The 25,620-nt window shown below is 39.1% G+C and carries 19 protein-coding genes; 9 read left to right on the top strand and 10 right to left on the bottom strand.

Annotated elements, in window-relative coordinates:
- The first annotated feature begins 167 nt into the window (after nucleotides 1-167).
- The 3 genes from secA to H5160_RS02260 all read left to right on the top strand — a co-directional run bounded on the left by secA (nucleotide 168) and on the right by H5160_RS02260 (nucleotide 4,466).
- Nucleotides 168-2,876: a preprotein translocase subunit SecA gene (gene secA, locus H5160_RS02270; RefSeq protein WP_182736609.1), complete on the top strand. Its 2,709-nt coding sequence runs from the start codon at nucleotides 168-170 to the stop codon at nucleotides 2,874-2,876.
- Between the two features lie 68 nt (nucleotides 2,877-2,944).
- Entirely contained in the window at nucleotides 2,945-3,343 is a 399-nt protein-coding gene (gene mutT, locus H5160_RS02265) for an 8-oxo-dGTP diphosphatase MutT (protein ID WP_007377262.1), read from the top strand.
- A gap of 22 nt (nucleotides 3,344-3,365) precedes the next feature.
- A complete protein-coding gene (locus H5160_RS02260; RefSeq protein WP_182696200.1) occupies nucleotides 3,366-4,466 on the top strand; it encodes a phosphotransferase enzyme family protein in 1,101 nt (366 codons plus the stop codon).
- 36 nt (nucleotides 4,467-4,502) lie between these two features.
- Here the strand turns inward: H5160_RS02260 and H5160_RS02255 are convergent, their stop codons facing one another.
- From H5160_RS02255 to pmbA, 3 genes are all read right to left on the bottom strand, one after another.
- The gene (locus tag H5160_RS02255) at nucleotides 4,503-6,578 is read right to left on the bottom strand and encodes a M13 family metallopeptidase (RefSeq protein ID WP_182696201.1); all 2,076 of its coding nucleotides are present in this window, start codon (nucleotides 6,576-6,578) and stop codon (nucleotides 4,503-4,505) included.
- A gap of 421 nt (nucleotides 6,579-6,999) precedes the next feature.
- Nucleotides 7,000-7,479 (bottom strand): DUF721 domain-containing protein, encoded by a 480-nt coding sequence (locus H5160_RS02250; RefSeq protein WP_002959934.1) that lies wholly within the window; start codon nucleotides 7,477-7,479, stop codon nucleotides 7,000-7,002.
- A gap of 72 nt (nucleotides 7,480-7,551) precedes the next feature.
- Nucleotides 7,552-8,901: a metalloprotease PmbA gene (gene pmbA, locus H5160_RS02245; protein ID WP_165723708.1), complete on the bottom strand. Its 1,350-nt coding sequence runs from the start codon at nucleotides 8,899-8,901 to the stop codon at nucleotides 7,552-7,554.
- Between the two features lie 144 nt (nucleotides 8,902-9,045).
- Here pmbA and yjgA point away from each other — a divergent pair, with 144 nt between their 5' ends.
- Nucleotides 9,046-9,579: a ribosome biogenesis factor YjgA gene (gene yjgA / locus H5160_RS02240; RefSeq protein WP_002959930.1), complete on the top strand. Its 534-nt coding sequence runs from the start codon at nucleotides 9,046-9,048 to the stop codon at nucleotides 9,577-9,579.
- 123 nt (nucleotides 9,580-9,702) lie between these two features.
- Complete coding sequence (gene hemN, locus H5160_RS02235; RefSeq protein WP_182736607.1) at nucleotides 9,703-11,076, top strand: oxygen-independent coproporphyrinogen III oxidase; 1,374 nt, start codon at nucleotides 9,703-9,705, stop codon at nucleotides 11,074-11,076.
- Between the two features lie 76 nt (nucleotides 11,077-11,152).
- Here hemN and H5160_RS02230 read toward each other — a convergent pair whose 3' ends face one another.
- The 3 genes from H5160_RS02230 to H5160_RS02220 all read right to left on the bottom strand — a co-directional run bounded on the left by H5160_RS02230 (nucleotide 11,153) and on the right by H5160_RS02220 (nucleotide 13,651).
- The gene (locus H5160_RS02230) at nucleotides 11,153-11,668 is read right to left on the bottom strand and encodes a DUF2489 domain-containing protein (protein ID WP_002959926.1); all 516 of its coding nucleotides are present in this window, start codon (nucleotides 11,666-11,668) and stop codon (nucleotides 11,153-11,155) included.
- Nucleotides 11,669-11,680: 12 nt separating this feature from the next.
- Nucleotides 11,681-12,265 (bottom strand): Der GTPase-activating protein YihI, encoded by a 585-nt coding sequence (gene yihI / locus H5160_RS02225; protein WP_002959924.1) that lies wholly within the window; start codon nucleotides 12,263-12,265, stop codon nucleotides 11,681-11,683.
- A 753-nt stretch (nucleotides 12,266-13,018) separates the two neighbouring features.
- Complete coding sequence (locus H5160_RS02220) at nucleotides 13,019-13,651, bottom strand: cytochrome c (RefSeq protein WP_182682808.1); 633 nt, start codon at nucleotides 13,649-13,651, stop codon at nucleotides 13,019-13,021.
- 281 nt (nucleotides 13,652-13,932) lie between these two features.
- Between H5160_RS02220 and yihA the strand changes: the two genes are divergently transcribed.
- Nucleotides 13,933-14,601 carry a ribosome biogenesis GTP-binding protein YihA/YsxC gene (yihA, locus tag H5160_RS02215; protein WP_002959920.1) on the top strand — a complete coding sequence of 223 codons (669 nt, stop codon included), beginning with the start codon at nucleotides 13,933-13,935 and terminating at the stop codon, nucleotides 14,599-14,601.
- A gap of 9 nt (nucleotides 14,602-14,610) precedes the next feature.
- Here the strand turns inward: yihA and H5160_RS02210 are convergent, their stop codons facing one another.
- The 3 genes from H5160_RS02210 to polA form a co-directional block, all read right to left on the bottom strand.
- Nucleotides 14,611-15,129: a DUF1285 domain-containing protein gene (locus H5160_RS02210; protein ID WP_182716524.1), complete on the bottom strand. Its 519-nt coding sequence runs from the start codon at nucleotides 15,127-15,129 to the stop codon at nucleotides 14,611-14,613.
- Nucleotides 15,126-15,713 (bottom strand): YceI family protein, encoded by a 588-nt coding sequence (locus H5160_RS02205; protein WP_182694000.1) that lies wholly within the window; start codon nucleotides 15,711-15,713, stop codon nucleotides 15,126-15,128. The genes H5160_RS02210 and H5160_RS02205 overlap by 4 nt, the downstream gene beginning before the upstream one ends.
- Before the next feature lie 489 nt (nucleotides 15,714-16,202).
- Complete coding sequence (polA, locus tag H5160_RS02200; RefSeq protein WP_138488411.1) at nucleotides 16,203-18,938, bottom strand: DNA polymerase I; 2,736 nt, start codon at nucleotides 18,936-18,938, stop codon at nucleotides 16,203-16,205.
- A 524-nt stretch (nucleotides 18,939-19,462) separates the two neighbouring features.
- Here polA and elbB point away from each other — a divergent pair.
- The 3 genes from elbB (at nucleotide 19,463) to H5160_RS02185 (ending at nucleotide 23,465) form a co-directional block, all read left to right on the top strand.
- On the top strand, nucleotides 19,463-20,110 hold the full coding sequence (gene elbB / locus H5160_RS02195) for an isoprenoid biosynthesis glyoxalase ElbB (RefSeq protein ID WP_182716523.1): 648 nt from the start codon (nucleotides 19,463-19,465) through the stop codon (nucleotides 20,108-20,110).
- Between the two features lie 233 nt (nucleotides 20,111-20,343).
- Complete coding sequence (locus H5160_RS02190; protein ID WP_002959908.1) at nucleotides 20,344-20,739, top strand: cytochrome c5 family protein; 396 nt, start codon at nucleotides 20,344-20,346, stop codon at nucleotides 20,737-20,739.
- Between the two features lie 161 nt (nucleotides 20,740-20,900).
- A complete protein-coding gene (locus H5160_RS02185; protein ID WP_182736605.1) occupies nucleotides 20,901-23,465 on the top strand; it encodes a diguanylate cyclase domain-containing protein in 2,565 nt (854 codons plus the stop codon).
- A gap of 15 nt (nucleotides 23,466-23,480) precedes the next feature.
- Here the strand turns inward: H5160_RS02185 and rep are convergent, their stop codons facing one another.
- Nucleotides 23,481-25,499, bottom strand: a complete 2,019-nt coding sequence (rep, locus tag H5160_RS02180) for a DNA helicase Rep (protein WP_024596949.1) — start codon at nucleotides 25,497-25,499, stop codon at nucleotides 23,481-23,483.
- Nucleotides 25,500-25,620: the final 121 nt, after the last annotated feature.

Raw genomic sequence — 25,620 nt, 5'->3', positions numbered from 1 at the left:
TCTGGTATAGTAGCGCACGTAATAAACAGTGCTTTTTGAACGGTTTAATACAAAATTGCTAATTAATATGTTCTAAGTGTTACTTAAAAGCACATATTAATTACCAATTGTTAAAAATGGGTTAGCCGATACTCGGCTGACAAAGAATACATTGTAACGGTTTTATCATGATATCTAATTTATTTACCAAGCTTTTTGGTAGTCGCAATGACCGCACTATTAAAAACTTAAGAAAGACGGTCGCGCTAATCAATGCGCTAGAAACGCAACTTGAAGCGCTTTCTGATGAAGATTTAAGAGCTAAAACAGCTGAGTTTAGAGAACGTTACGATAACGGACAAAGCCTTGACGACATTCTACCAGAGGCTTTTGCTGTGGTACGTGAAGCGTCAAAGCGTGTAAATGGCATGCGTCATTTCGACGTGCAGTTATTAGGTGGTATGGTTTTACATCAAGGTCGCATTGCAGAAATGCGTACCGGTGAAGGTAAAACACTTACAGCTACTCTACCAGCTTATCTAAACGGCTTAACAGGCAAAGGTGTTCACGTAATTACCGTGAATGACTACCTTGCTAAACGTGATGCTGAAACCAACCGTGCGTTATTTGAATTTTTAGGCCTTACAGTAGGCTGTAACGTACCAGGTATGATGCCGCAGCAAAAGAAGCTCGCTTATACTGCCGACATTACATACGGTACTAATAACGAATTTGGTTTTGACTACCTTCGTGACAACATGGCTTTTAGCATTGATGAACGAGTTCAACGTCCATTATTCTATGCTGTAGTCGATGAAGTGGATTCAATCTTAATTGATGAAGCACGTACCCCGCTGATTATTTCAGGCCCAGCTGAGGATAGCTCTGAGCTATACACTGAAATAAACACCATCGTTCCTTTACTTGAGCTTCAAGAAAAAGAAGACGAAGAAGGTATTGAAGGAGATGGCGATTACACGATTGATGAAAAGTCTAAGCAAGTTCATTTAACAGAACGTGGTCAAATTAAAGTAGAAGAGCTACTTACTGAGCGCGGCTTAATTGAAGAAGGCGATTCGCTTTATTCAGCAGCAAGCATTACGCTACTAAGCCATGTTTATGCCGCCCTTCGTGCTCATAAGCTATACCAAAAAGATGTTGATTACGTTGTAAAAGAAAACGAAGTAATTATTATCGATGAGCATACGGGTCGTTCAATGGAAGGTCGTCGTTGGTCAGAAGGTTTACACCAAGCTGTTGAAGCAAAAGAAGGTGTAAAAATTCAAAACGAGAACCAAACACTTGCCTCTATTACGTTCCAAAACTACTTCCGTTTATACGAAACGTTAGCAGGTATGACAGGTACAGCCGATACTGAAGCATTTGAATTTCAGTCAATCTACGGCCTTGATACCGTTGTTATGCCAACTAATAAGCCGATGATTCGTGATGATCGCGCCGATTTAGTTTACCTAACGCAAGAAGAAAAATACGAAGCTATTTTAATTGATATTAAAGACTGCCAAGACCGTGGACAACCGGTGCTTGTTGGTACTATTTCAATTGAAAGCTCTGAGTATTTATCGCAGTTTTTACGCAAAGAAAAAATTAAGCACAATGTACTTAATGCTAAATTTCATGCGCAAGAAGCTGACATCGTTTCAGATGCTGGCCTACCAGGAACAGTAACAATTGCAACAAACATGGCCGGTCGTGGTACCGATATCGTGTTAGGTGGTAACTGGAACAGTGAAGTTGAAAAACTTGAAAACCCAACTGATGAGCAAATTGCTGAAATTAAAGCAGCTTGGAAAATTCGCCATGATGCAGTAATTGATGCCGGCGGTTTACATATCATTGGTACTGAACGTCACGAATCTCGTCGTATAGACAACCAATTACGTGGTCGTTCTGGTCGTCAAGGTGATGCTGGTTCAAGCCGTTTTTACTTATCGATGGACGATGCGCTAATGCGTATATTTGCCGGTGAGCGCATGACTAACATGATGCGTAAATTAGGCATGCAACGCGGTGAAGCAATTGAACATCCATGGGTTAACCGTGCGATTGAAAATGCACAGCGTAAAGTAGAGGCACGTAACTTCGACGTTCGTAAGCAACTACTTGAGTACGATGATGTAGCAAACGATCAACGTCGTGTTGTTTACTCTCAGCGTAACGAACTACTTGAAGAAGGCGATATTTCAGAAACTATTACTGCAATTCGTGGTGACGTACTTAGCAATACAATTGATCAGTACATTGCACCGCAAAGCCTTGCTGAAATGTGGGACATTCCTGGCCTTGAAGAGCGTTTAAAACAAGACTTCTTAATTGAGTTACCTATTACTCAGTGGTTAGCAGATGACAATAAACTATACGAAGAAAAGCTTCGTGAGCGTATTGAGCAGGCGATTGAGCAGTCATACAAGCAAAAAGAAGAGCAAGTTGGCGATTCTGTTTTACGTCAATTCGAAAAAGCGATTATGCTACAGAGTCTTGATCAGCATTGGAAAGATCACCTTGCTGCAATGGATCATTTACGCCAAGGTATTCATTTACGTGGTTACGCGCAAAAGAATCCTAAGCAAGAGTACAAGCGTGAATCGTTTGAGCTGTTCTCCGAAATGCTTGAAAACTTGAAAGTAGATGTTGTAAGCATTCTAAGTAAAGTACAAGTACGCGCAGAAGAAGATGTTGAAAAAGTAGAAGAGCAACACCGTAAAAGTGAAAATGCTCCTCGCGAATACCAACATGAAGAAGCTGAGCACGTAGGTGGCGAAGCGCCAGAAACAGCGACAGTAATGGCTCGTACAGAACCAAAAGTAGGTCGTAATGACCCTTGTCCTTGTAAATCAGGTCAAAAATTCAAACAGTGTTGCGGTAAATTAAAATAACCCAATATTGTCAGTAGCTTATTAAAAAGCGGCGCTAGCGTCGCTTTTTTTTATGGAGTTTTAAAGTAATGACTATAGAAATTGTACATGTAGCTGTTGGTGTTATTAAGAAAAATAACGCTATATTCATTTGTAAACGTGCAGATGAACAACATCAAGGCGGTTTATGGGAATTTCCTGGTGGTAAAGTTGAAGCTGGAGAAAGTGTGTTTGTTGCACTTAAACGCGAGCTTATTGAAGAAGTTGGACTAACCATTCACAGCTCTAGCCAATTGATGGTGATTGAACATGACTACGGCGATAAATGCGTTAAATTAGATGTACACGTAGTAAGTAACTTTAGCGGTGAAGCACATGGCGCTGAAGGGCAACCTAGCGAATGGGTAGCAATTACTGAATTAGAAAATTATGATTTTCCTGAAGCGAATGCTGAAATTATCGAAAAAATAGTTGCCAGATACGCATAAAAAAAGGGCATAAGTGAGCACAATGAATATCTCAATACAAAATAAGCTAAGCGAACTGTTAGCACTGCCCCCTGAGTTAACTCAAGTTAGTGCGATTGGTAGCGGTCATATAAATAGTACATGGCTACTTACAAGTATTGATAAACAATTTATTGTGCAAAAACTTAATACTGAGGTATTTAAAAACCCTGCTCAGTTAGTGAGTAATGCAAAACTAATTGAGCAGCATTTAAATGCTAAACAACTGCAAAATAATTACCCTCTTGAAATAATCAAACATATAACTACACAAAACGACGAACACTTAATAAAAATTGATAATGCGTATTATCGCGTCCTTAACTATATTAGCGATAGCTACAGCGAAGACGTTGTTAAAAATACCCAGCAGAGCGAGCAAGCGGCTTACGCCTTTGGCGTATTTGCTCATGCATTACAAGATTTTGATGCGCAACAGCTACACACTGTAATCCCTGATTTTCATAACTTAGCGATGCGCTTTGAGCAATTAAATACCGCAATCACTAACAACGTAGTTAATAGAGTAAAGCACTGCGCTGACGAAATAGAATATTGCTTAACGCAGCAGCATTTAATTACTGAGCTTAGTCAGGTAGCTAAACACATACCGCTTAGAGTGTGTCATAACGATACAAAAATAAATAATATGCTGTTTTGTAATACAACTCACAAAGCAAAAGCAGTTATTGATTTAGACACCTGCATGGCAGGATTTTGGCTTTATGACTTTGGCGACATGGTACGTACATTTTGCTCCCCCGAAGCCGAGGATTCAACAAACTTACACAACGTTGTTATTCGAAAAGATATATTTTCAGCCATTGTAAAAGGCTATGTAACGCCATTAAAAAATAGCATGAGTATACTAGAGCAAGAAAGCTTATTATTAGGCGCTAAAATAATGCCGCTCATGTTAAGTGTGCGCTTTTTAACTGATTACTTAAATAACGATGTGTACTTTAAAGTATCTCATGCAGAGCATAATTTAGAGCGAGCACAAAACCAACTCGCGCTTTATAAAAACATACTGAGTAACGAAGAATGGATGCACGCGTGCTTAGTCGATAAACAAATTCAAGATACAAAAAAACCAGTAAGCTAAAAACTTACTGGTTTTTTGTTATTTATAGCAATGCAATTACCAGATTTTTACGCGATCTTCTGGTTTGATATACATTTTATCACCTTCTTTTACGTCAAACGCTTCGTAAAACTCAGGCATGTTCGACAAGATACCGATTACACGGTAGTGGCTTGGTGAATGAGGGTCTGTTAATAAACGATTACGTAACTCTTCATCGCGGTAGTTACGACGCCAGATTTGTGACCAACCCATAAAGAAACGTTGATCGCCTGTGTAACCATCTATCACGGGTGCTTTTTTATCACCTAAAGATAGCATATACGCTTTATGCGCAACGGTTAACCCACCTAAGTCACCAATGTTTTCGCCAAGCGTTAGCTCACCATTAACACTTGCATCTTCAAATGGTTTATATTCGTTATACTGTGCAACTAAAGCCGCTGTACGCTCTTCAAATTGCTTAAGGTCAGTCTCACTCCACCAGTTACGTAAGTTACCGTCACCGTCGTATTTAGCACCTTGGTCGTCAAAACCGTGGCCAAGCTCATGCCCAATTACCGCGCCAATTGCGCCGTAGTTTACAGCATCATCCGCTTCTAAATTAAAGAATGGTGGTTGTAATATAGCGGCTGGAAATACAATTTCATTGTTTACTGGGTTGTAATACGCATTTACTGTTTGCGGAGTCATGTGCCATTCAGAGCGATCAACTGGTTTACCCAATTTAGCAATCATGTCTGCGTATGCCCATTCGCTATAACGGATGTAATTACCTACTAGCTCGTCTGAGTTAATCTCTAGCTCTGAGTAATCTTTCCACGTGTCTGGGTAACCAATCTTAGGCGTAAATTTGTCTAACTTTTCTTTCGCTGCAAGCTTTGTTTCAGGGCTCATCCACTCAAGATTTTCGATAGCAACGCCATAACCTTTAATTACGTTATCAACTAACTCTTCCATGCGTGCTTTAGCTTCTGGCGGGAAGTTATCTTTAACGTATACCTTACCTAAAATCTCACCTAGTACACTGTTAGATGCATCAACCGCTTGCTTCCAAAGAGGTGCTTGTTCTTCTACGCCACGAAGTGTTGTGCTGTAAAAGTCAAAGTTAAGGTTAACTAAATCTTCGCTAAGTAGCTCTGCATAACCACTTACAAAATGAAATTTTAAGTAGTTTTTCCACGTCGCTAAATCAGTATCTTTGTAAATAGTAGCAAGTGCTTCTAAGTAGCTTGGTTGACGTACAATAATGTCACTTGCACTCACGCCTGCATCTTTAAAGAATGCAGCTAAATCAAGGTCGCCCATCAACTTGCTTGCGTCTGCTACTGTCATCTTGTTATAAGATTTAGTTGCATCACGGCTTTGCACACGGCTCCACTGAGCATCAGCTAGTGTATTTTCAAATGCAAGTACGCTCTTGGCAGCTTCTGCTGCATTTTTAACGCCTGATTTTGCTAAAACATCTGTGATGTATTGCTCGTAAGAAGCACGAATTTTAGTGAATTTTTCGTCATCATTTAAGTAATAATCACGATCTGGTAAACCAAGACCCGACTGAGATAAATACAATGCATACTCGCTCGAGTTTTTAGCATCGTTATTTACAAACCAACCAAACGGTAAAGTACCGCCTTGTTTTTGAATTTTAGCCATTAAACCCACTAAGTCAGCTTTAGATTTAACGCTATCAATTGTATCTAATGACGGTTGTAATGGCGTAATACCTAGCTCATTACGCGCAGATTGATTCATGTAGCTTTTATAAAATGCGCCAATTTTATACTCATCACTGCCTTTTTTAGCGGCCTTATTCGCGGCTGCGTTTTCAAGGGCAATTTTCATCGCTTTTTGTGACTCATCATATAGCTGCGAAAAAGAACCGTAGTTAGACTTATCACCTGGTATTTCAGTTTTTGCTAACCACTGTCCATTTACATGATAATAAAAATCGTCTTGTGCGCGTACTGAACTATCCATATTCGCTAGTTCAATACCAAGCTCTAGTGGCTTTTCAGCGGGTGCTGTTACTACAGGAGTATCGGTTACTTTAGCTTCTTGTTGTTTTTCACCACAACCTACTAGACCAAGTGCAAGCGCTATGCTCGCAGCGGCCATTGTTACTTTATTCATAATGATTCCGTTTGTTAGTTAGAATTAAATCATACCAATCTGCTTATGTATGGGGTCTATTTAACGTTAAGAAAATTACGCTAGAACTAGGCAAAAGTTTTTGTATCTAGTTGTTCTAAATAAAAATTTTTAACGACGTTATAGTGCAATTTAATTCGTTAAATTGATCAAAGATTTATGCAGGTTGGTATCACATACCAACTCCATTAAATTCTTGAATATAGCAGGAGTAAAAATAGCACTGCCTGTACGCTTTTACTTAATGGAATGGGTATCAAGGGAGCTTTAAATAATAAAGCACACCACGCAGTATCATAAACCTCATTAGACCAACAATAAAATGGAATATGTAACAAAGTATTTTGAATGCGGTGAGCTGCAAAAATAGCCCTACCAATAACAATATAGTGGGTGGCTAAGGCTAACTTTTATTCTTCCCGTGGAGCGCTAAACGCTCTAGTTTTTCTTTTAATGAAGGGGGGGCAGAAGCCGCTATCGCATTTAAGTAATTAGCGGTTTGCTCACTCATTTTCCGAGAGTTGGTAACTGTAGGGCTGCCCGATTTATTCGCGGTACTTAATCGCTGAGTTGCTTGAGGGTTTGCAGTTATTTTTATTTGTCCAAGCTCTGCCATTCCAGCAGCTCTAAAGTGTGAAAGCATATCCATTTTTAAATAATTAAGCCTAAGCGCGATAGGCGCAGATACCGCCTCTATCATTAGCGTGCCGTCTCGGTAATTACTAACTCGGCATTTATCACCCAATTTAGGGCCTAAAAAATCTTTTAATAAGGTTTGCTGTGTATCAAGTGCTTGGCTTTTGCCTGCATAAGCCGATAAACGATTATTTAACCCCGCCATAATATCGGTTAGCGGTTTTGGTGCATATCTATCTTTAGCCATTTTACACCTCGTAAAAACTCACTTAGACCCAGAGATAATACTCTGGGTCTAAGTATACACTGCGTATTAATACTACGCGCCGGCTATTTGCATTTGCTCTATTAGTACTGAGCCTGTTTGAATACCACCACGGCGTTCTATATCACCACCAATGGCGGAAATACCTTTAAACATGTCTTTTAAATTACCAGCAATAGTAATTTCACTTACCGGATATTGAATTTCACCATTTTCAACCCAAAAACCTGCAGCACCACGAGAGTAGTCACCCGTTACGGTATTTACGCCCTGCCCCATTAGCTCTGTAACTAATAAGCCAGTACCCATGGTTTTTAATAGTGCAGTTAAATCGTTATGAGTTTGCTCAACGAGCCAGTTATGTATACCGCCAGCATGTCCTGTTGGCATCATGTTCATTTTACGCGCAGCATAACTTGCTAATAAATAAGTTTGTAACTCGCCGCCTTGAATTATTTCTCTATCGAATGTTTTAACACCTTCGCTATCAAACGGTGACGATGCCAACCCTTTTAAAATATGTGGGCGCTCAGCAATATTCACACAATTACTAAATACCTGAGTGCCTAAGCTATCAAGTAAAAAGCTTGATTTACGATAAAGCGCGCCACCACCAATTGCCGACACCAAGTGACCAAACAATGAATTTGCAATATCTGCTCTAAAAATAACAGGCACTTTCATTGTGCCTAACTTTTGGCTGTTTAATTTAGCTAAGGTTTCAGCTGCCGCTTCAAGGCCCACTGCCGCAGCATCATTTAAACCAGCCTGATCGCGAGCAACTGTATAAGCAGAGTCGCGCTGCATGTGTTCGCCATCTTTGCCTATTACCATAGTACTAATACTATGACGAGTACGTGGAAAGCCTGCAATTAAACCGTGGCTGTTACCATAAACACGTAATCCCTGATGCGATGAAAAACTCGCACCATCAGAGTTAACAATACGCTCGTCCGCATTTAATGCAGCTTGCTCAGCAGCATGACAAAGCTCAATGCCTTCCTCAGGACTTACATCCCAAGGATGATATAAATCTAAATCTTTAGGATTAAATTCAAGTAACTCTTTATCAGCAACGCCGTTAAATGGGTCATCAGATGTAAATTTGGCTATATCAATCGCTTTTTCGACTACCGTGCGCAATGTTTTTGGATTTAAATCAGCAGTTGACGCCGAGCCTTTATTATTACCAACATATACACTAATGCCTAAGCCGCCGTCTTGGTTGAACTCAATGGTTTCTACTTCACCCATTCGTGTACTAACCGATAAACCAGACGTGCTAGACATCGCAGCTTCTGCAGCTGTAGCGCCTAATTTTTTAGCATGTTCGAGTACTTCTGCTACCGCATCTTTAACTTGCGATATTTGAGAATAAATTGGATCGTTTTGTTGGCTTTTCATAAATTAAGTCCTGAGCCTTAGAGGCATAATGCACGCATTTCTTATATTTAAATGCTAACACACTCAATGCATCACATCAGCTAATATTCCTAAGTATCATATTCATGTATAATGGCAAAAGTTATTTTTATTTAAGAGCACCCCATGGCAAAGAAAAAAGGCAAGCCTGCTGAAATTGAAGAAGAAATTGAATATGTATCAAGAACGGAGCTTAAACGCGAAGCGCAAGAGTTTCATCAGTTAGGTACTGAAATTGCCAAAATGGGTAAAAAACAGCGCGAACGCCTGCCATTAAATGACGATTTAAAAGAAGCGATGGTTGTTGCTGATAAAATAAGTAACAAAAGCGACGCGTATCGCCGCCACTTAAATTACATCGCTAAAACACTGCGTACTGTAGAAAACATTGATGATATTAAAGCGATTATCGATGTGATGCTTAATAAAAATAACCAAGCTGAAGTATTGGTCAAAAAAATTGAGCAATTACGTTCAGATTTAATTGAGCAAGGTGATGACCTTATCAATGAGACTATTGAGCAGTTTCCATCTCTTGATCGTCAACAAATGCGCCAATTGGTTCGAAATGCGGCAAAAGAAGCGAAAGCTGAAAAGCCGGGTAAAGGTTATAAAGAATTATTTCAATACCTTAAAGATGCTCATACTATTACGTATTAATTAGGTCGTCTTAAGTTATATTTTATTAAAAAAGGTGCTTCGGCACCTTTTTTGTTATAGATCAAACCGCCTCACTGCGTACTTTTTTATAATCACCCCTAAATAAATACTTAGGTGCGCGTGATGATTAAACTTCCACAATGGGATGAAACCCTAATAAACAAATATAATGTGTCTGGTCCGCGTTATACCTCTTATCCCACAGCTTTATCACTGCGTGACGGGTACCAGCAACAAGACCTACTAAGCGCTATAGGATCGTCAACAAGTCGCTCTCTTTCTTTATATATTCACATCCCGTTTTGTAGTCAGCTTTGCTACTACTGTGGCTGTAATAAAATAATTACCCGTCATCAATCTAAGGCAGATACGTATCTCGACTTTTTAGCAAAAGAAATTACTGCCCAAGCGCCTTTATTTAAAAGCTACACGGTTGAGCAATTGCATTTAGGTGGCGGTACTCCCACCTTTTTAACCGCAAAACAAATGACCCGTTTAATTAAACTTTTAGAACAACACTTTAATTTTACATGCACAACAGAGCGCGGTATTGAAATAGACCCACGCTCACTTGCCGATAATATGCTTGTTGATTTAAGAATGCTTGGCTTTAACCGCGTCTCGTTTGGGATTCAAGACTTTAACGACGACGTGCAACTTGCTGTTAATCGCCCGCAAAATGCAGATACCGTTAAGCAATTAATTACACAAGCTCGCGAGCTAGGATTTCAATCTATTAATGCAGATATGATTTACGGGCTACCTCTGCAAACGCCAGAGAGCTTTAAGAAAACTATAGAGCAACTTATTGAGTTAAGCCCTGACAGAGTATCAGTGTTTAACTACGCGCATTTACCAGAGCGCTTTGCTGCACAGCGTAAGATTAAAGATGCAGATTTACCCTGTGCTCATAATAAGCTCACCATGTTTAAAAATACGCTGGAGCAGATGACGCAAGCAGGCTATCAATTTATTGGTATGGACCATTTTGCAAAAACTGATAATGAACTAGCTGTTGCGCAAAATGAAGGCAAGTTACATCGTAACTTTCAAGGTTATACAACCCATGGAAATTGTGATTTATTAGGTTTAGGCGTGTCATCAATTTCACAAGTTGGCACCGCCATTTTACAAAATCAAAAAGAATTAAAACATTATTACCACAACGTAGAAACACAAAGCGGTAGTGCTCTTAATAAAGGAATGCACTTAACACATGATGATGTAATTCGTGCTGATGCAATTAAACAGCTCATTTGCCAATTTGAATTAGATATACAAGACTTTAGTGAAAAACACGCGCTTATATTTAATGACTACTTTGAGGATGCATTAGTAGCGCTGGCGCCACTTATAAAAGATGAACTAGTCACTATAATTGATAATAAAATTAGCGTAACACCACGCGGGAACTTATTCATTCGTATTATTTGTATGTGCTTCGATGCTCACTTACAAAAACAAATTAACGCAACGCGCTTTTCAAGGGTGATTTAGCCTGAACTCTGGATAATAAATACATCGGCACAAAAAAAGCAGACCTAGGTCTGCTTTTTGTATTTAAGTTGTAGCTTTAATTAAAAACGACTTTATCGCTACCTGGAGCGGCTTTAAACTCGATAATAATTTTAGCGCAATCCGCTTTAACTTCATCTTTAAGTGTTTTTTCAGCTTGCCAGCGAGCCTTATCTAGCTTAAAAATCTCTTTTTTAGAGTATTTTTTACGTGCATCGTGCGTCGGCATTTCTTTAACTACCTGATACATTTTATAAATACCAGGATACTGCGTCGTTAAATCACGCTCGCTTTCAAAGGCATACTGAGACATAAGTACCCAAATACGTAAACAGCCTTCAGAAAACTCACACTGCTCTTCATTCATTGCACGTGCGATTAAATGAATACTATCGGCTAGTTTTGCGTTTCGCTTTAAACGCGACTTTTCAAGCTTTTGCTTTTGTTCAGCCTGCGTTTTAGCAATTAACTTTTTTTGCGCATTTAACTTATACAGCAACTGACCCGCATAAAATGCCAAACCAGCTATGATAGCAGCGCCTAAAAGTAAGGCTAAAATTACCGAGGTACTCATTATTTATCCTTACTATTTGTCGTCTTCATCTAACCATTCGTTGGCTAAATCATCAGATAAGTATTGATCGAAATCAGAATTGCCTTGGCTTTCAAGGTCATCTTCAAACTCGTCTTCGTCCTCATCTTCAATACCAAGAATTTCACATAACGCCTGATGACGGGCAATGCGACTATTAAAGTACTTAGCATCTTTACCTGTTAGCATTTCACCTTTTTCATGACGCTCTACTAATTTAAGTAAACGTTCATCATTCTCAAGTGCTTCTAGCTCTTGTTCAGGTGTAAATTCAGGCTCGATTACTTTTTTCAGCTCAATAGTTGGCTTTAAGTTGCGTTTCATTTCAACTTTAGGCTCTGGCGCGGTTGCGATTAACGGCACAGGCTTTTTACTGCCTACACGCTTATCTTTAGGCGCGTGATTACTATTTTGGCTTTCGCTATCTAGTAAATCTGGCGCATTACGAGAACCAGGCTTTGCGCCTTTGGTTTTTTTAACTCGCTGCTCTTTTAATGCGCGCATTTCTTTAAGCTTATCTTGGCTTAAACGAACAGGTCCGTTTGCTGGGCTTTTGCGTGACTTTTTAGTTCTACTCATATCTTGATCATCTCACTTAAGAGGTTTTGAGCGAAGCGCAAATTAATGGGCATCGCAGTGCTGGCCTAGCCAGAAGAATTCAGTTTGCGCTATAGAGGTTGGGTTTCTCATTTAAAAGCGCCTTAGCTAATTAATCGCTAATTTTAAACGGTGGGTATTGTAACAGGACAAATAAAAAGGCGGTAGAGAAAACATCTCTACCGCCTGCTAATCTGAGCGCCATTATCTGGACACTTCTCCCTTCGACTTTTTTTAGTCTTTATTATTTTTATTATTATCAGTCCGTATTGTTATTATTTTTACGTTCCTTGTTACATTCCATTTTGTTTTTGTTATTAAACTTCCATGAGTATTTTATTATTTTCGGTCATCGTGACACTTTTTTATTATTTCCTTTAGTAGCACCAATCTTGTGCTATGTAGTCATGCCGCGCCACTTTCCTTATAGCTTGTTTCCGTTTTGTTATTGTTCTTTTGCGACAGTGGTTAATTTACTCGTTAATGATTTTGTTACAACTGGTTTATATAACTTTTATTATACTTATTACATTTTAAAACAAAATAAACAATAAAATACAATAAGTTAATGATGAATAAAAAATAAAAAGAAGACTTTTCTCACACTAACGCATGGTCAATGTCTTACATTTAAACGGGTGATATCGTTAATTTTGCACACAAAAAAAGCAGCCTGGGCTGCTTTTTGTAAAACATTGTAGTGTATTTATTATTAATTGCTAAATAAATACGACTTTAGTGTAAACCACCTAAGTACTGAGAAAGTACTTCAATATCTTTATCTGTTAATTTCTTCGCTATATCGCCCATCATGCCATTTAAGTCATTGTGACGAGTTCCATCACGGAATTTTTCAAGTTGAGACTTGATATATCCAGGATGCTGAAAAGAAATTTTTGGAAACTTAGCAAGTGATGAACCGTTACCACGTGGACCATGACATGCTGCACATGATGGAATCCCACGCTCCGCATCGCCTGCTTTAAAGAGCATTTCGCCAACTTCAACAACATCTTTAGGTGTAGCACCTTCAGTCATGTTGATTGAAGAAAAATAAGCAGCTAGATCTTTCATGTCTTGCTCGCTAAGTGGCATAGCCATAGCGCTCATTACTGGATCCATACGCCCTTCTTTGCCGCCTGACGTCATACCTAATTTTAAATCCTGAAGTTGCTTAAGGATATAATCTGGATGTTGACCTGCAATTTTAGGGTAAATATTAACCGGCGCATTACCGTCTGGGCCGTGACAAGCCGCACACGTTGCTGATTTTTCTTTACCTGCGTTTACATCGCCATCAAATGCTGTTGCGTTGCTTGCTGACAACGCACCAAGCAATATTGTTAAAGATAGTGCTATTTTTTTCATGGTGAATTCTCTGTTTCCGACCCTGTATCATCTACAATCGTGATGTTGTAATACATATATTCTACACGATAATAAATTCTCTGGCACGTTTTCTACACATATTAAGCTTATAATTTACAGGGTTTTGACTTAGATTAAGCTTTAACATGTTTTAAATGTACCATAGGTGCTGTTTTTAGGTGGTTAAATACGCTTTTTAATACATCCTTTATAGTATAAAATACGCGCCCTGAGTGAATTTGGTTTACTCAATGTTATTTTTTTAAGTTTTAGGAGAGCCTGTGCTCAAATCTCGTATCAAATATAATACTGCGTCTTTCGTAACAAGCGCTCCCGACATTACTAAATTACCTGCTGATACGGGAATTGAAGTTGCGTTTGCCGGTCGCTCCAATGCAGGTAAGTCGAGTGCATTAAATGCATTAACCGATCAGAAGCTAGCACGTACAAGTAAAACACCTGGACGTACTCAGCTAATCAATACATTCGATTTAGCTGATGTTGACGATATGCGCCTTATCGATTTACCAGGCTATGGCTTTGCTAAAGTACCAATCGAAATGAAAAAGAAATGGCAAAAGTCGTTAGGTGAATATCTGCAAAAGCGTCAAAGCTTAAAAGGTATTGTTATTTTAATGGATATTCGTCATCCATTAAAAGATTTAGACCGTGATTTAATTAACTGGGCAATTGGTAGTGAAATTCCAGTATTGGCACTATTAACTAAAGCCGACAAACTAAAGCAAGGCCCTCGTAAATCACAAGTACTGCAAGTTCGCCGTGAATTAAGCACGCTGGATGGGGATATTACAGTTCATGCGTTTTCATCATTAAAAGGCACCGGTTTACCAGAAGTAGCTAAAAAGCTAGATGAATGGTTTTTAGGTCCTGTTATTGCTGTACCACCTAGCGATGAAACAATCACAGACGAAACCAACCCAGAGGCTTAAACGCTGGCGTTACGATAAATAAAACTGCTTTCCTGCAGATTTAATAAAATAGCCGAGCTTATCAGACTCGGCTTTTTCAGCCCACTGATAAAATACACTGCGTGAAACTCGCGCACTACAACCATACGGTAGCTTTAAATAAGGCACCTTTGAACCATTGTAGTCTTTTATATGCAAGGGCTGCTGAGCGCTCACTAACCACTGCCTAGCTAAATTATCAATACAACACAACACTTGCCCTTGCGCTGTATTTTCAAAGCGCCAATCAACAATAATAAACGGCGCATCTTCAACCGTTATTGTTATTTTTTCGACAGGGGTTTTTAAATAAAATTGCTCACCTTCTTTACACAATACAGAAGCAAACAGCTTCACCATGGCTGGGCGTGTTATTTGGCTGCCATCGTAAAACCATTTCCCTTCATTATTAATAACAATTGGCAGCTCCCCACAATGGTTAGGCTGCCAACTATCAAAAGGTTTGCTTGGCTCGCTTAATCGCTTGCTAAGCTCACTTAAAGAAATCACTGTTTTTTAAGTGTTATTGCAAATGTAACAGGCACAGCTGTTGCAATTGAAGGCAAGCCCGCTAACTCTTGCAGCTTTTTAACGCCTTCGGTTACACCAAAATCATCACTATTAATAATAATAGGTGTTAATGATGATACCGTTAAATCACCACTTTGCGTGCTGTTAACGAGTACATCAATTGCCAATGGTTTTTTATTACCATGAAAATCAAGCTCAGCTGTAATACCCTTCAATACATATTGACCAGGCTTTTTGATATTACTTAGCTCTTTAGTTAAATTTGCAGTTAAAACAGCATTGGGGAATTTAGCCGCTTCGAATAAAAATGTAGCTAAACGCTCATTACGAATAGGGATTAGAGTTTCGGCTGATGTTAAATCAACATTAACGCTAAACTCACCTTTATCAGAAAGCATACCTTCAAGGTTAGTAAAATGGTGAGCTTCAGCAATCGAATCTTTTTTAATTGAAACAAAGCTTAGTTGGCTTTTATCATTCACTAGCTGCCAATTGGCCTGAGCAACATTAGAAATAACTAAACTTGATAAAGAAAAACCTGCAATAGCTAATGCTTTAAACATAACGCACTCCTTAGTAATAAAATGAAAAGAATAAAAATGATAGCACTTCGATGGTATCACCTGCGATGTACCCAAACCACCTCGAAGTGACGAATGCACAATACAATTGGTATAGCGCAAAAAAGAATTAATTAGATAGGATTTTTAGGCGTAAAACAAAAAACGGCCCACCAAACAAGTTGGTAGGCCGGTATAGCAAACTGGGGAGAAGCTATCAATTTGTTGCACCCTTTCAGATGCATCATCAACAGGATGTCCTACAGGATAGGACAGGCGGGACTTTAACAAAAGCACGCATTAAAATACAATCATATTCCTGTAAAACAGCTCGAATTGACGAACATATAACTATTTAATACAAATAGTTGCTTAAATTAACCTTATTTTAACTAAAGCTTGCATATAGCTAATTAAATAGCTGTTATTCTCATTTTTATTAAACATAAAAAAAGCGCCAAAAGGCGCTTTAATTAAAATGCTCAAATTGCATTAATGGGCTTGTTCCCAGTTGTCACCTTCGTCGGCTTCAACAATAAGCGGCACATCAAGCGCTGCAGCTTGCGACATCAGCTCACAAATATGTTTTGTGTATTCAGGTGCGCAGTCTGTTTTAATTTCAAATACCAATTCATCGTGTACTTGCATTAGTAGCTTAATCGTATTTGGCGCCTGTTCGTGTACCCAGCGGTTAACGCTCAGCATTGCTTTTTTAATAATATCAGCAGCAGTACCTTGCATTGGTGCGTTTATAGCAGCACGTTCGGCTCCTTTTCTGCGCGCGCCATTACGTGCGTTTATTTCTGGTAAATGTAGGCGGCGACCAAATATTGTTTCAACGTAGCCATTTTCAGCTGCTTTTTCGCGTGTTGTTTCCATGTACTCTAATACACCAGGAAAACGCTCAAAGTATTTATCTATGTAATGCTGCGCTTCGTGGCGCGGCACATCTAGTTGACGTGCTAAACCAAATGCAGACATACCGTAAATTAAGCCAAAGTTTACTGCTTTCGCCTTGCGGCGCATATCGGTAGTTACATCATCAAGCTCTACACCAAATACTTCAGCGGCAGTTGCACTGTGTACATCTAAGCCGTTAGCAAATGCATTTAATAGACCTTTGTCTTGTGAAAGGTGCGCCATAATACGCAGCTCAATTTGGCTGTAATCGGCAGCGACAATTTTGTAACCATCTGCAGCTATAAACGCTTCACGAATTCGACGCCCTTCTTCTGAACGAATAGGAATATTTTGTAAATTAGGATCGGTTGAACTCAAGCGCCCCGTTGCTGTAATTGCCTGATGATATGACGTATGTACACGCTGGGTTTTCTCATTCACCATTAATGGTAATTTATCAGTATAAGTCGATTTAAGCTTTGATAAACCACGATGCTCTATAATTACTTTAGGTAGTGGATAATCATGAGCAAGCTCTTGCAATACTTCTTCTGCGGTAGAAGGTGCACCTTTAGGTGTTTTTTTGATAATAGGCAGGCCAAGCTTTTCAAACAACAATACTTGTAGTTGCTTAGGAGAGCTTAAATTAAATGGTTCGCCTGCTATTTCAAATGCTTCTTTTTCAAGCTCAATTAAACGCTCGCCTAATCGTTGGCTATGTGCTGCAAGCATATTGCTATCAATTGCAACACCGGTTCGTTCAATATCAGAAATCACACTAACAAGTGGCATTTCTATATCTTCGAATACAGATTTTAGCTTTTCATCAGCCGCTATTTTTGGCCAAAGCACTTCATGTAGGCGTAAAGTAATATCGGCATCTTCTGCAGCGTAAGGCGCAGCTTTTTCAAGTTCAATTTGGTTAAAGGTAAGTTGCTTTTTACCTTTGCCAGCAATATCTTCAAAGCTAATATTTTTATGACCTAGATATTTAAGTGCTAGCGAGTCCATATCGTGGCGTGTACCCACACTATTAAATACGTATGACTCAAGCATGGTGTCAAACTTAATACCATTTAGCGCAAAACCTGCATTCGCTAATACACTTTTGTCGTATTTAAGGTTTTGCCCTACTTTAGCTTTGTTTTCATCGGCCAAAATTGGACCTAGCTTTTGCATTACAAATTCCAGACTTAATTGCTCAGGCGCACCCGGGTAGTCATGCGCTAGAGGTAAATACACAGCTTCACCCGCTTTTACGGCAAAACTCATACCCACTAATTGCGCTTTCATGTAATCAAGGCTGGTAGTTTCTGTATCAAATGCAAATAACTCGGCACTATTTAATTGCTCTATTAACGTATCAAATTGCGCTTGCGTTAAAATAGTTTCGTAATGGGCATCTTCTACTTTTGGTAATTCAGTGGCTTCGGTAGGTACAGCTAGATGTGTTTCTGCATCTTTAGGGTTATCTAGTAACTCAGCTAACCAACGACGAAATTCACACTCACCATATAGTGCAATTAATTCGTCTTTATTTGGCTCTTGTAGTTTGAACGTATCAAGATCTGATTCGACTTCAACATCGCACTTAATTGTTGCAAGCTCGTAGCTTAAAGGCAGATGATCGAGAGCTGCAGCTAACTTTTCACCTATTTTACCCTTAATCTCACTTGCGTGATCCATTACACCTTGCAACGAGCCATATTTCTCTAACCACTTAACGGCCGTTTTTGGACCACAGCCTTCAACACCTGGGATATTGTCGACCTTATCGCCCATTAGTGCCAAGTAATCGATAATAAGTTCGGGGCCTACACCAAACTTTTCCACTACGGTAACAGGATCTGAAATACTGTCGGTCATCGTGTTTATTAATGTAACGTGTTCATTTACAAGTTGCGCCATATCTTTATCACCAGTGGAGACGAGGACATGCCGTTTTTGCTCAGTTGCAATGCGTGCAAATGTGCCAATAACATCATCAGCTTCAACGCCTTCGATACTAATTAGCGGAAAACCCATCGCTTTGATAATGCTATGTATTGGTGCTATTTGCGTACGTAAGTCATCCGGCATCGGCGGGCGATTTGCCTTATATTCGCTATACATATCGTTACGGAACGTTTTGCCTTTAGCATCAAATATAACCACCATGTGTGAGGGATCATATTGTCTGATCAAGCTTTTAAGCATGTTGATCACGCCGTAAATAGCGCCCGTAGCCTCACCTTTAGAATTAGTTAAATGCGGCGGAGAATGATAAGCACGAAATAAATATGACGAGCCATCAACTAAAATAAGTGGGTTTTCGGGGATCTGAGCCATGGTGAATTTGGATCCTAAATGCAAAAAATTAAGGTAATTATAAGCATGCCATAAGGTAGTAAATAAAACGACAGTGAATTACTGTTTATCGTGTTATTAAAACTAGAGCAAGCTGTGGATAAGTGTGTAGATAACAGCCACGAGCTATTCTTCCAAAGCATTATAAAATGCCTAGAAAATACTTTAACTGTATGTTTTAATTTAAAAAAGATAATACGAGGTTCTTTTTTTATTATTTTAAACCAATGTGGAAAAAGGTTTTCTAACGACTGCTTCTGTTGTTATTCACTTTGATTATTCGCGTCCATTTAAATAACCGGAGGAGTATTCTAGCACAATGGATCGAAGATCATAGCGATCCTTTATAATTTTTTTAAAGGCAAAGTGATCGCAAATGGCATAAACCGCAAAACGACTTGCACTGCGAATGATTTTTGTACTAAAAATTTATTTTCGCGAGAAATTTTGAGCATGTTAAACTCCATCCGATCGACTTATAAAAAAGACTTTAGGGGCACAAAAGCATGAAAAACGTAGCAGTAATATTAGCAGGGTCTGGTGTGTACGATGGTAGTGAAATTAATGAAGCAATTTTAACTTTATTACATATAGCCAAAAATGGCGCAACGTATCAGTGTTTTGCACCAGATATTGAACAACTTCATACCATTAACCATTTAACAGGTGAAGTAATGCCTGATAAACGCAATGTATTAACAGAAGCTGCTCGCATTGCACGAGGTGACATTAAATCGCTGATTGAACTAGACGTGACTCAGTTTGACGCATTAATTGTACCTGGCGGTTTCGGTGCTGCAAAAAACTTATGCGATTTTGCAATTAAAGGCGCAAAAGCAAATATCAATCAGGACGTCCTTAATGCTTGTAAATCATTTGCAAAAGCGAATAAGCCTGCAGGTTATATGTGTATTGCACCCGCATTGATCCCATTTATTTACGATAACGCCGCACTTACTATTGGTAACGATGTAGAGACAGCACAAGCGCTAAGCACATTAGGCGCTAAACATATAGATTGTGCTGTTGACGGTGTAGTTATCGATGAACCAAATAAGTTAGTTACCACCCCTGCTTACATGTTGGCAGAATCGATTCTTGAAGCCAACGCAGGGATCGCAAAACTAGTTAGTAGCGTATTATCAATAAATTGATTTTGATCTTAGGATCTAAAAAGTTAATTGTATGACTGATTACGCTTATTAAATTGCTTAACAAAAAACAGTAAATAATTAAATTTTATTGCGTTAACGCAAAAAGTAGTCAGTTTTATTAATAAAAACGGCTCTTAGCATTTTATAAATTGGCCCAGAGAGTTATAATCGGTTTAATTTCCATCATCTTTAATCGTGATTGATCACGTTCAAATCGAAGTGAGCAAGGCAAAATGAAAAAATTAACAGCTGCAGCATTATTATTGCTAGCAACCACTGCATACGCACAGCCATATGATAACTCTATGACTGAAGATGCAATTAAAGCACGTCTCGCGCCGGTTGGTGCTGTATACCTTGAAGGCGATAAAGCTGCAGTTGCAGCGGCGCCTACAGGTCCTCGTTCTGGTGAGCAAGTATATCAAGGTGCATGTTTTGCATGTCACGGCACTGGTGCACTAGGCGCGCCTAAATCGGCTGACGATTGGGCTCCACGTATTGCTAAAGGTAAAGATACTTTACTTGAGCATGCGCTAAATGGCTTTAATGCTATGCCTCCAAAAGGCACGTGTATGGATTGTTCTGATGATGAGATTAGCGCTGCTATCGACTTTATGACATCTAAATAAGCTCGATTGAAATATAAAAAAGGTTTACTTCTGTAAGCCTTTTTTAATGCCTAAAATAGTGTATCTAGCTACTGCTTTAGTAGGAATATCAACTTGACGATAAGCACTAAAAGTGAAAGTATAAGGCTAATAACTATACAATAAAATAGCCGGTTAGATCATTGGAAGATAAACTATCAGTATCGAGTAAATTGGCGTATCAAAATAAACGCCTTAGAGCGCTTCTCGAAAAATACAAACAATCACATCACTTACAAAATGCCCTGATCCAATTATCAGAGCAGGCAAGTACTGTGGCCGAGCTAACCCTGCTATACCCCGCCATCCATGACATTTTACAAAAGTACGTACCTAGTAAAAGTTTTTATGTGGTGCTGCTAAATCAATACAGCCAATCACTAGAGCTTTCTTACTTTTCAGATGAAAAAGATGGTATTGCCGTCGCCCTTAACCAATCAAATAGCTTTGATGAAGGCGCCACGGGTTATGTATTTAAACAGGGTAAAACCACATGTTTTACCAAGCAGCAAATGCAAGATGCTGCAGCAGAAGGTTTATTTAAAGCATTAGGCACTCCTGCCGAACATTGGGTAGGCGTACCTGTTTACCAAGAACATAATATTATCGGTGTATTAGCAGCGCAAAGTTACGATACAAAACAAGGCTATAGCTCACAGCAAATACAATTACTTGAGTTTATGTCGCTTTATTTGGCAACAGCAATAGAGCGTGTAAAAAAACGAGAGCTTCTTGAGTCAGAAGTTAAAATTCGCACCCGCGCACTCACTCAAAGTAACGATGCACTAAACCTTGAAATAGAGCAGCGTAAACGCGCACTTCAACGCCAACAAATTCTATTTAAAATATCTGAGATAGCAACACAAGCTAAAAACCTTGATGACGCTTATTTTAAGATACACGAAATAATAAAAACAATTACCTACGCAGAAAACTTATATATTGCGCTTTATGATAAAGAAACAGGGTGGATTAGTTTTCCTTATTGCGTAGATGAATTTAAAGAAAATACACAGCCAAGACGCTTTGCTAAAGGTTATAGCGAACTGGTAATAAGCACCGAAGAAACACAACTAATACACCCATGTAGAGCAAAAGAATTAATAGTAAGCGGTGTGGTACAACGTTCAGCACCTGTACCAAAAGAGCAAATGGCCACTAGCTGGTTAGGCGCTCCACTTAAAACAGCTCAAGGTGTTATCGGCCTTATTGTTTGCCAAGCCTACGATAACAAACATATTTTCAGCCGAGATGATTGCGAGTTAATTACCTTTGTATCGCATCAAATTGCAGCTGTTTTACAAACAAAGCTCGTCAATCAAGCAATTGCAAAAAGCCATCAAGAACTCGAATTTAGAGTAAACGAAAAAACCAAAGAATTGCGTCAAACTAATCTGCACTTACAAATGCAAATAGATGAGCGAAAAAAAATAGAGCAGCAGCTTTATCATGATGCACATCACGATTCACTTACGAGCTTGCCTAATCGTAGTCTATTTTTAACTCAGCTCGAAAAAACGCTACAACATTATCAACGTTTTCCTGAGCACCACTTTGCTGTTTTGTTTATCGATTTAGATAAATTTAAAGATATTAACGATCAGCTTGGCCACCAGGCAGGCGATCAATTTTTAATTAACGTAAGTGAGTTATTTGCTCAATGTATACGCGAGCATGATTTACTAGCACGTTTAGGCGGGGATGAATTTGTTATTTTATTAACCCATTTAACTGAGCCTCAACAAGCAGAAGATGTTGCAAATCGTATTATAGATTTAATGAAAAAACCCTTTTATCTTAAAGGTGAGTCTTTACAAAGTGGCGCAAGTATAGGGATAACCTACTCAAAGAAAAGCTATACGCATACAGATGAAATTATTCGTGATGCCGATGCCGCCATGTATCACGCCAAAAACTCAGGAAAAAATCGTTACGAGTTATTTCATCCGCTATTAACGCAATCAATACCTGCGCAGACTCTAAAAGCACAACATCACCTTGATATATTACCTATGAGTTTTAGAAGCTCAGAAATAATTACGCTTGATGAGCAACAACAGTCTGAATCTTTATTTGAAGCATTTGGTGAACACCCAATACTTGGCTTTACTAGCTTTGATATTTTGAAAAAGTTTGCATCAGATAAAGAGCAGCATCTGCAAGTAGAGTTACAACTATTACAACGCGCCTATGCACAAGCAATTACTGCAAATGTAGCTATGGCATTGGTTCCTTGCTCTGGTTTGCTACTTGAGGAACACGAATTTGTTTTATTTACCGATACGCTAAATAAACAACAAGGACAAAGCCAACTCTGTTTATTGTTTGATGAACAAGAAATTCGCCACGCATGTGCAACGCAAATAAAAAACCTCAAAACGCTATCACAACTTGGTTATTCAATTGGTTTAAACAATTTTGCTAAAGACAGGTGCGAACTTAATTTACTAACCGATATTAATTTTGATTATTTACTACTTAGCTCGACCTTTAGTAAACGTGTTTTACAACAAGAAAGTTACGATTTTCAGCTACAGGGCGTGCTTGCAATTACAAAGCTCAAAGCAATGAAGGTCATTGCTAAAGGCCCATCAATACTTAATTTTAGAGCTTTATTAGATAAACACGGTTTGGCATTTTTTGTAGGTAAACAACACGCTTTAGTATGCTCTGAGTTACCTGAAGTGCAAGCAACCCAGTCTTTATAAAGTTAGCCTGAGGTATTACTCAGGCTTTTTAAACATCGCTCGTAAGTTAGCGACTCTTGCTTGGCCTTTTTCCATGCGCTCTGCTTGGGTATTTGGCGCCTTTTTGTTTTCGAACGCAAGATCGTCCTGCGGTAACTCTTGTACAAATCGGCTTAATTCAGTTTGTGAAGTTTCACCAAATTGACGACGTATCTTTGCATAAGTAAGTGTTAACTCCTGCTGTGCGCGAGTAATACCAACATAAGCTAAGCGACGTTCTTCATCTACGTTGTCCTCATCAATACTTACCTGATGCGGAAGTAAACCCTCTTCCATACCCACCATAAATACGTACGGGTACTCTAAGCCCTTTGATGCATGTAGTGTTGATAAGTGCACTGCATCGGTTTCATCTTCTTCTTCGTTACGCTCAAGCATATCGCGAAGGGTTAGCTTGCTAACAACCTCGGCTAATGTCATTGGTTCGTTGTCGGCATCACCGGTCAACATATCTGTTATCCAACGATACAGCTCTGATACGTTTTTCATACGCATTTCAGCCGCTTTTGCACTCGGTGACGACTCGTACAAATATGCCTCGTAATTAATATTACGCACTAAGTCTTTAACAGCTTCGAGCGTATCACCGCGTACTGCGTTATCAGATAGCTCAACAACCCAGCGTGCAAATCCAGCAAGCGCATTAAAGCCACGCCCTTTTAGTCTGTAGCCTAAATCGTTATCAAAACAGGTAGCAAACAAGCTCGCGTGCTTTTCATTAGCAAGCGTACCAAGCTTTTCAAGGGTAACCGTGCCTATTTCGCGTCGCGGTGTATTTACGATACGTAAAAACGCATTGTCATCATCTTGATTAACTAATAGGCGTAAGTACGCCATAATATCTTTAATTTCTGAGCGAGCGAAAAACGACATACCGCCACTAATTTTATAAGGGATACGGTTACTCATTAGTGATTTTTCAAAGCCACGTGCTTGATGATTACCACGATATAAAATCGCGTAATCTTTATAGCTGGTTCGCTTCATAAACTTATGTGAAATTATTTCAGCAACCACACGCTCAGATTCATGCTCTTCATCGCGGCACCCTATTACTTTAATCGGCTCACCATAACCTAGTTCACTAAATAACTTTTTCTCTATGTCATGTGGGTTATTGGCAATTAAAATGTTAGCCGCTTTTAGTATTCGCCCTGCACTTCGATAGTTTTGTTCAAGCTTTATAAGTCTAAGCCCTGGGTAGTCTTTACCTAATAACACTAAGTTTTGCGGGCGAGCACCACGCCATGAGTAAATTGATTGATCGTCATCACCTACCACAGTAAAACGGGCACGCTCGCCTACTAGCAATTTAACAAGTTGATATTGGCTTGTGTTGGTATCTTGATACTCATCCACCAGCAAGTATTTAAAGCGTTGCTGCCAGCGCTCACGAGATGTGGCGTTATTAGTAAGTAACAAAGTAGGGATCATAATTAAATCATCAAAATCCAGTGCATTATAAGCACGCAGCTGGTTTTGATAGCGCCCATATAACTGCGCGAACAATGCTTTTTGCGGATCACGCGCTTCGCGTATTGCTTGCTCTGGCAGTACTAATTCGTTTTTCCAACTGCCAATTTCCATTTTAAGTAGTTTAAGTAAGTCCTTGTCTTTTTTGAGCTCGTCTTCGGTGAGTTCACTAAGAAGCTGATTGGTATCTTGATCATCAAATAACGAAAAGCCGGGTTTAAACCCTAATGTGCTTAACTCTTTTTTTATTATTTCTAAACCGAGTGTATGAAACGTTGATACCCATAAACCTTTAGCGTCTTGTTTACCGAGCGTTTGCAGTACTCGCTCACGCATTTCTTTGGCTGCTTTATTAGTAAAAGTAACGGCGGCTATATTTCGCGCTTTGTACTCACATTTTTTCACTAAATAAGCGATTTTATTCGTAATAACACGGGTTTTACCAGAGCCTGCGCCCGCGAGTACTAAGCAGGGACCACTAATATATTTTACGGCTTCATCTTGTTTAGGATTGAGTTTCATAACGACCAAAGAAATTTAAAAGACGCGCAATTTTAACGTAACCATTACAGCGAGCATAGCAATTGCCTTAATTAATTAAGGTAAAGATGATCATGTGTTAAATGCCGTGGGTATAAGGTAA

The sequence above is a fragment of the Pseudoalteromonas sp. SG43-4 genome (genome assembly GCF_014164325.1).
In the GTDB taxonomy this organism is placed as follows: Bacteria; Pseudomonadota; Gammaproteobacteria; order Enterobacterales; family Alteromonadaceae; genus Pseudoalteromonas; species Pseudoalteromonas distincta.
This window is presented reverse-complemented; position numbering and strand designations above follow the sequence as displayed.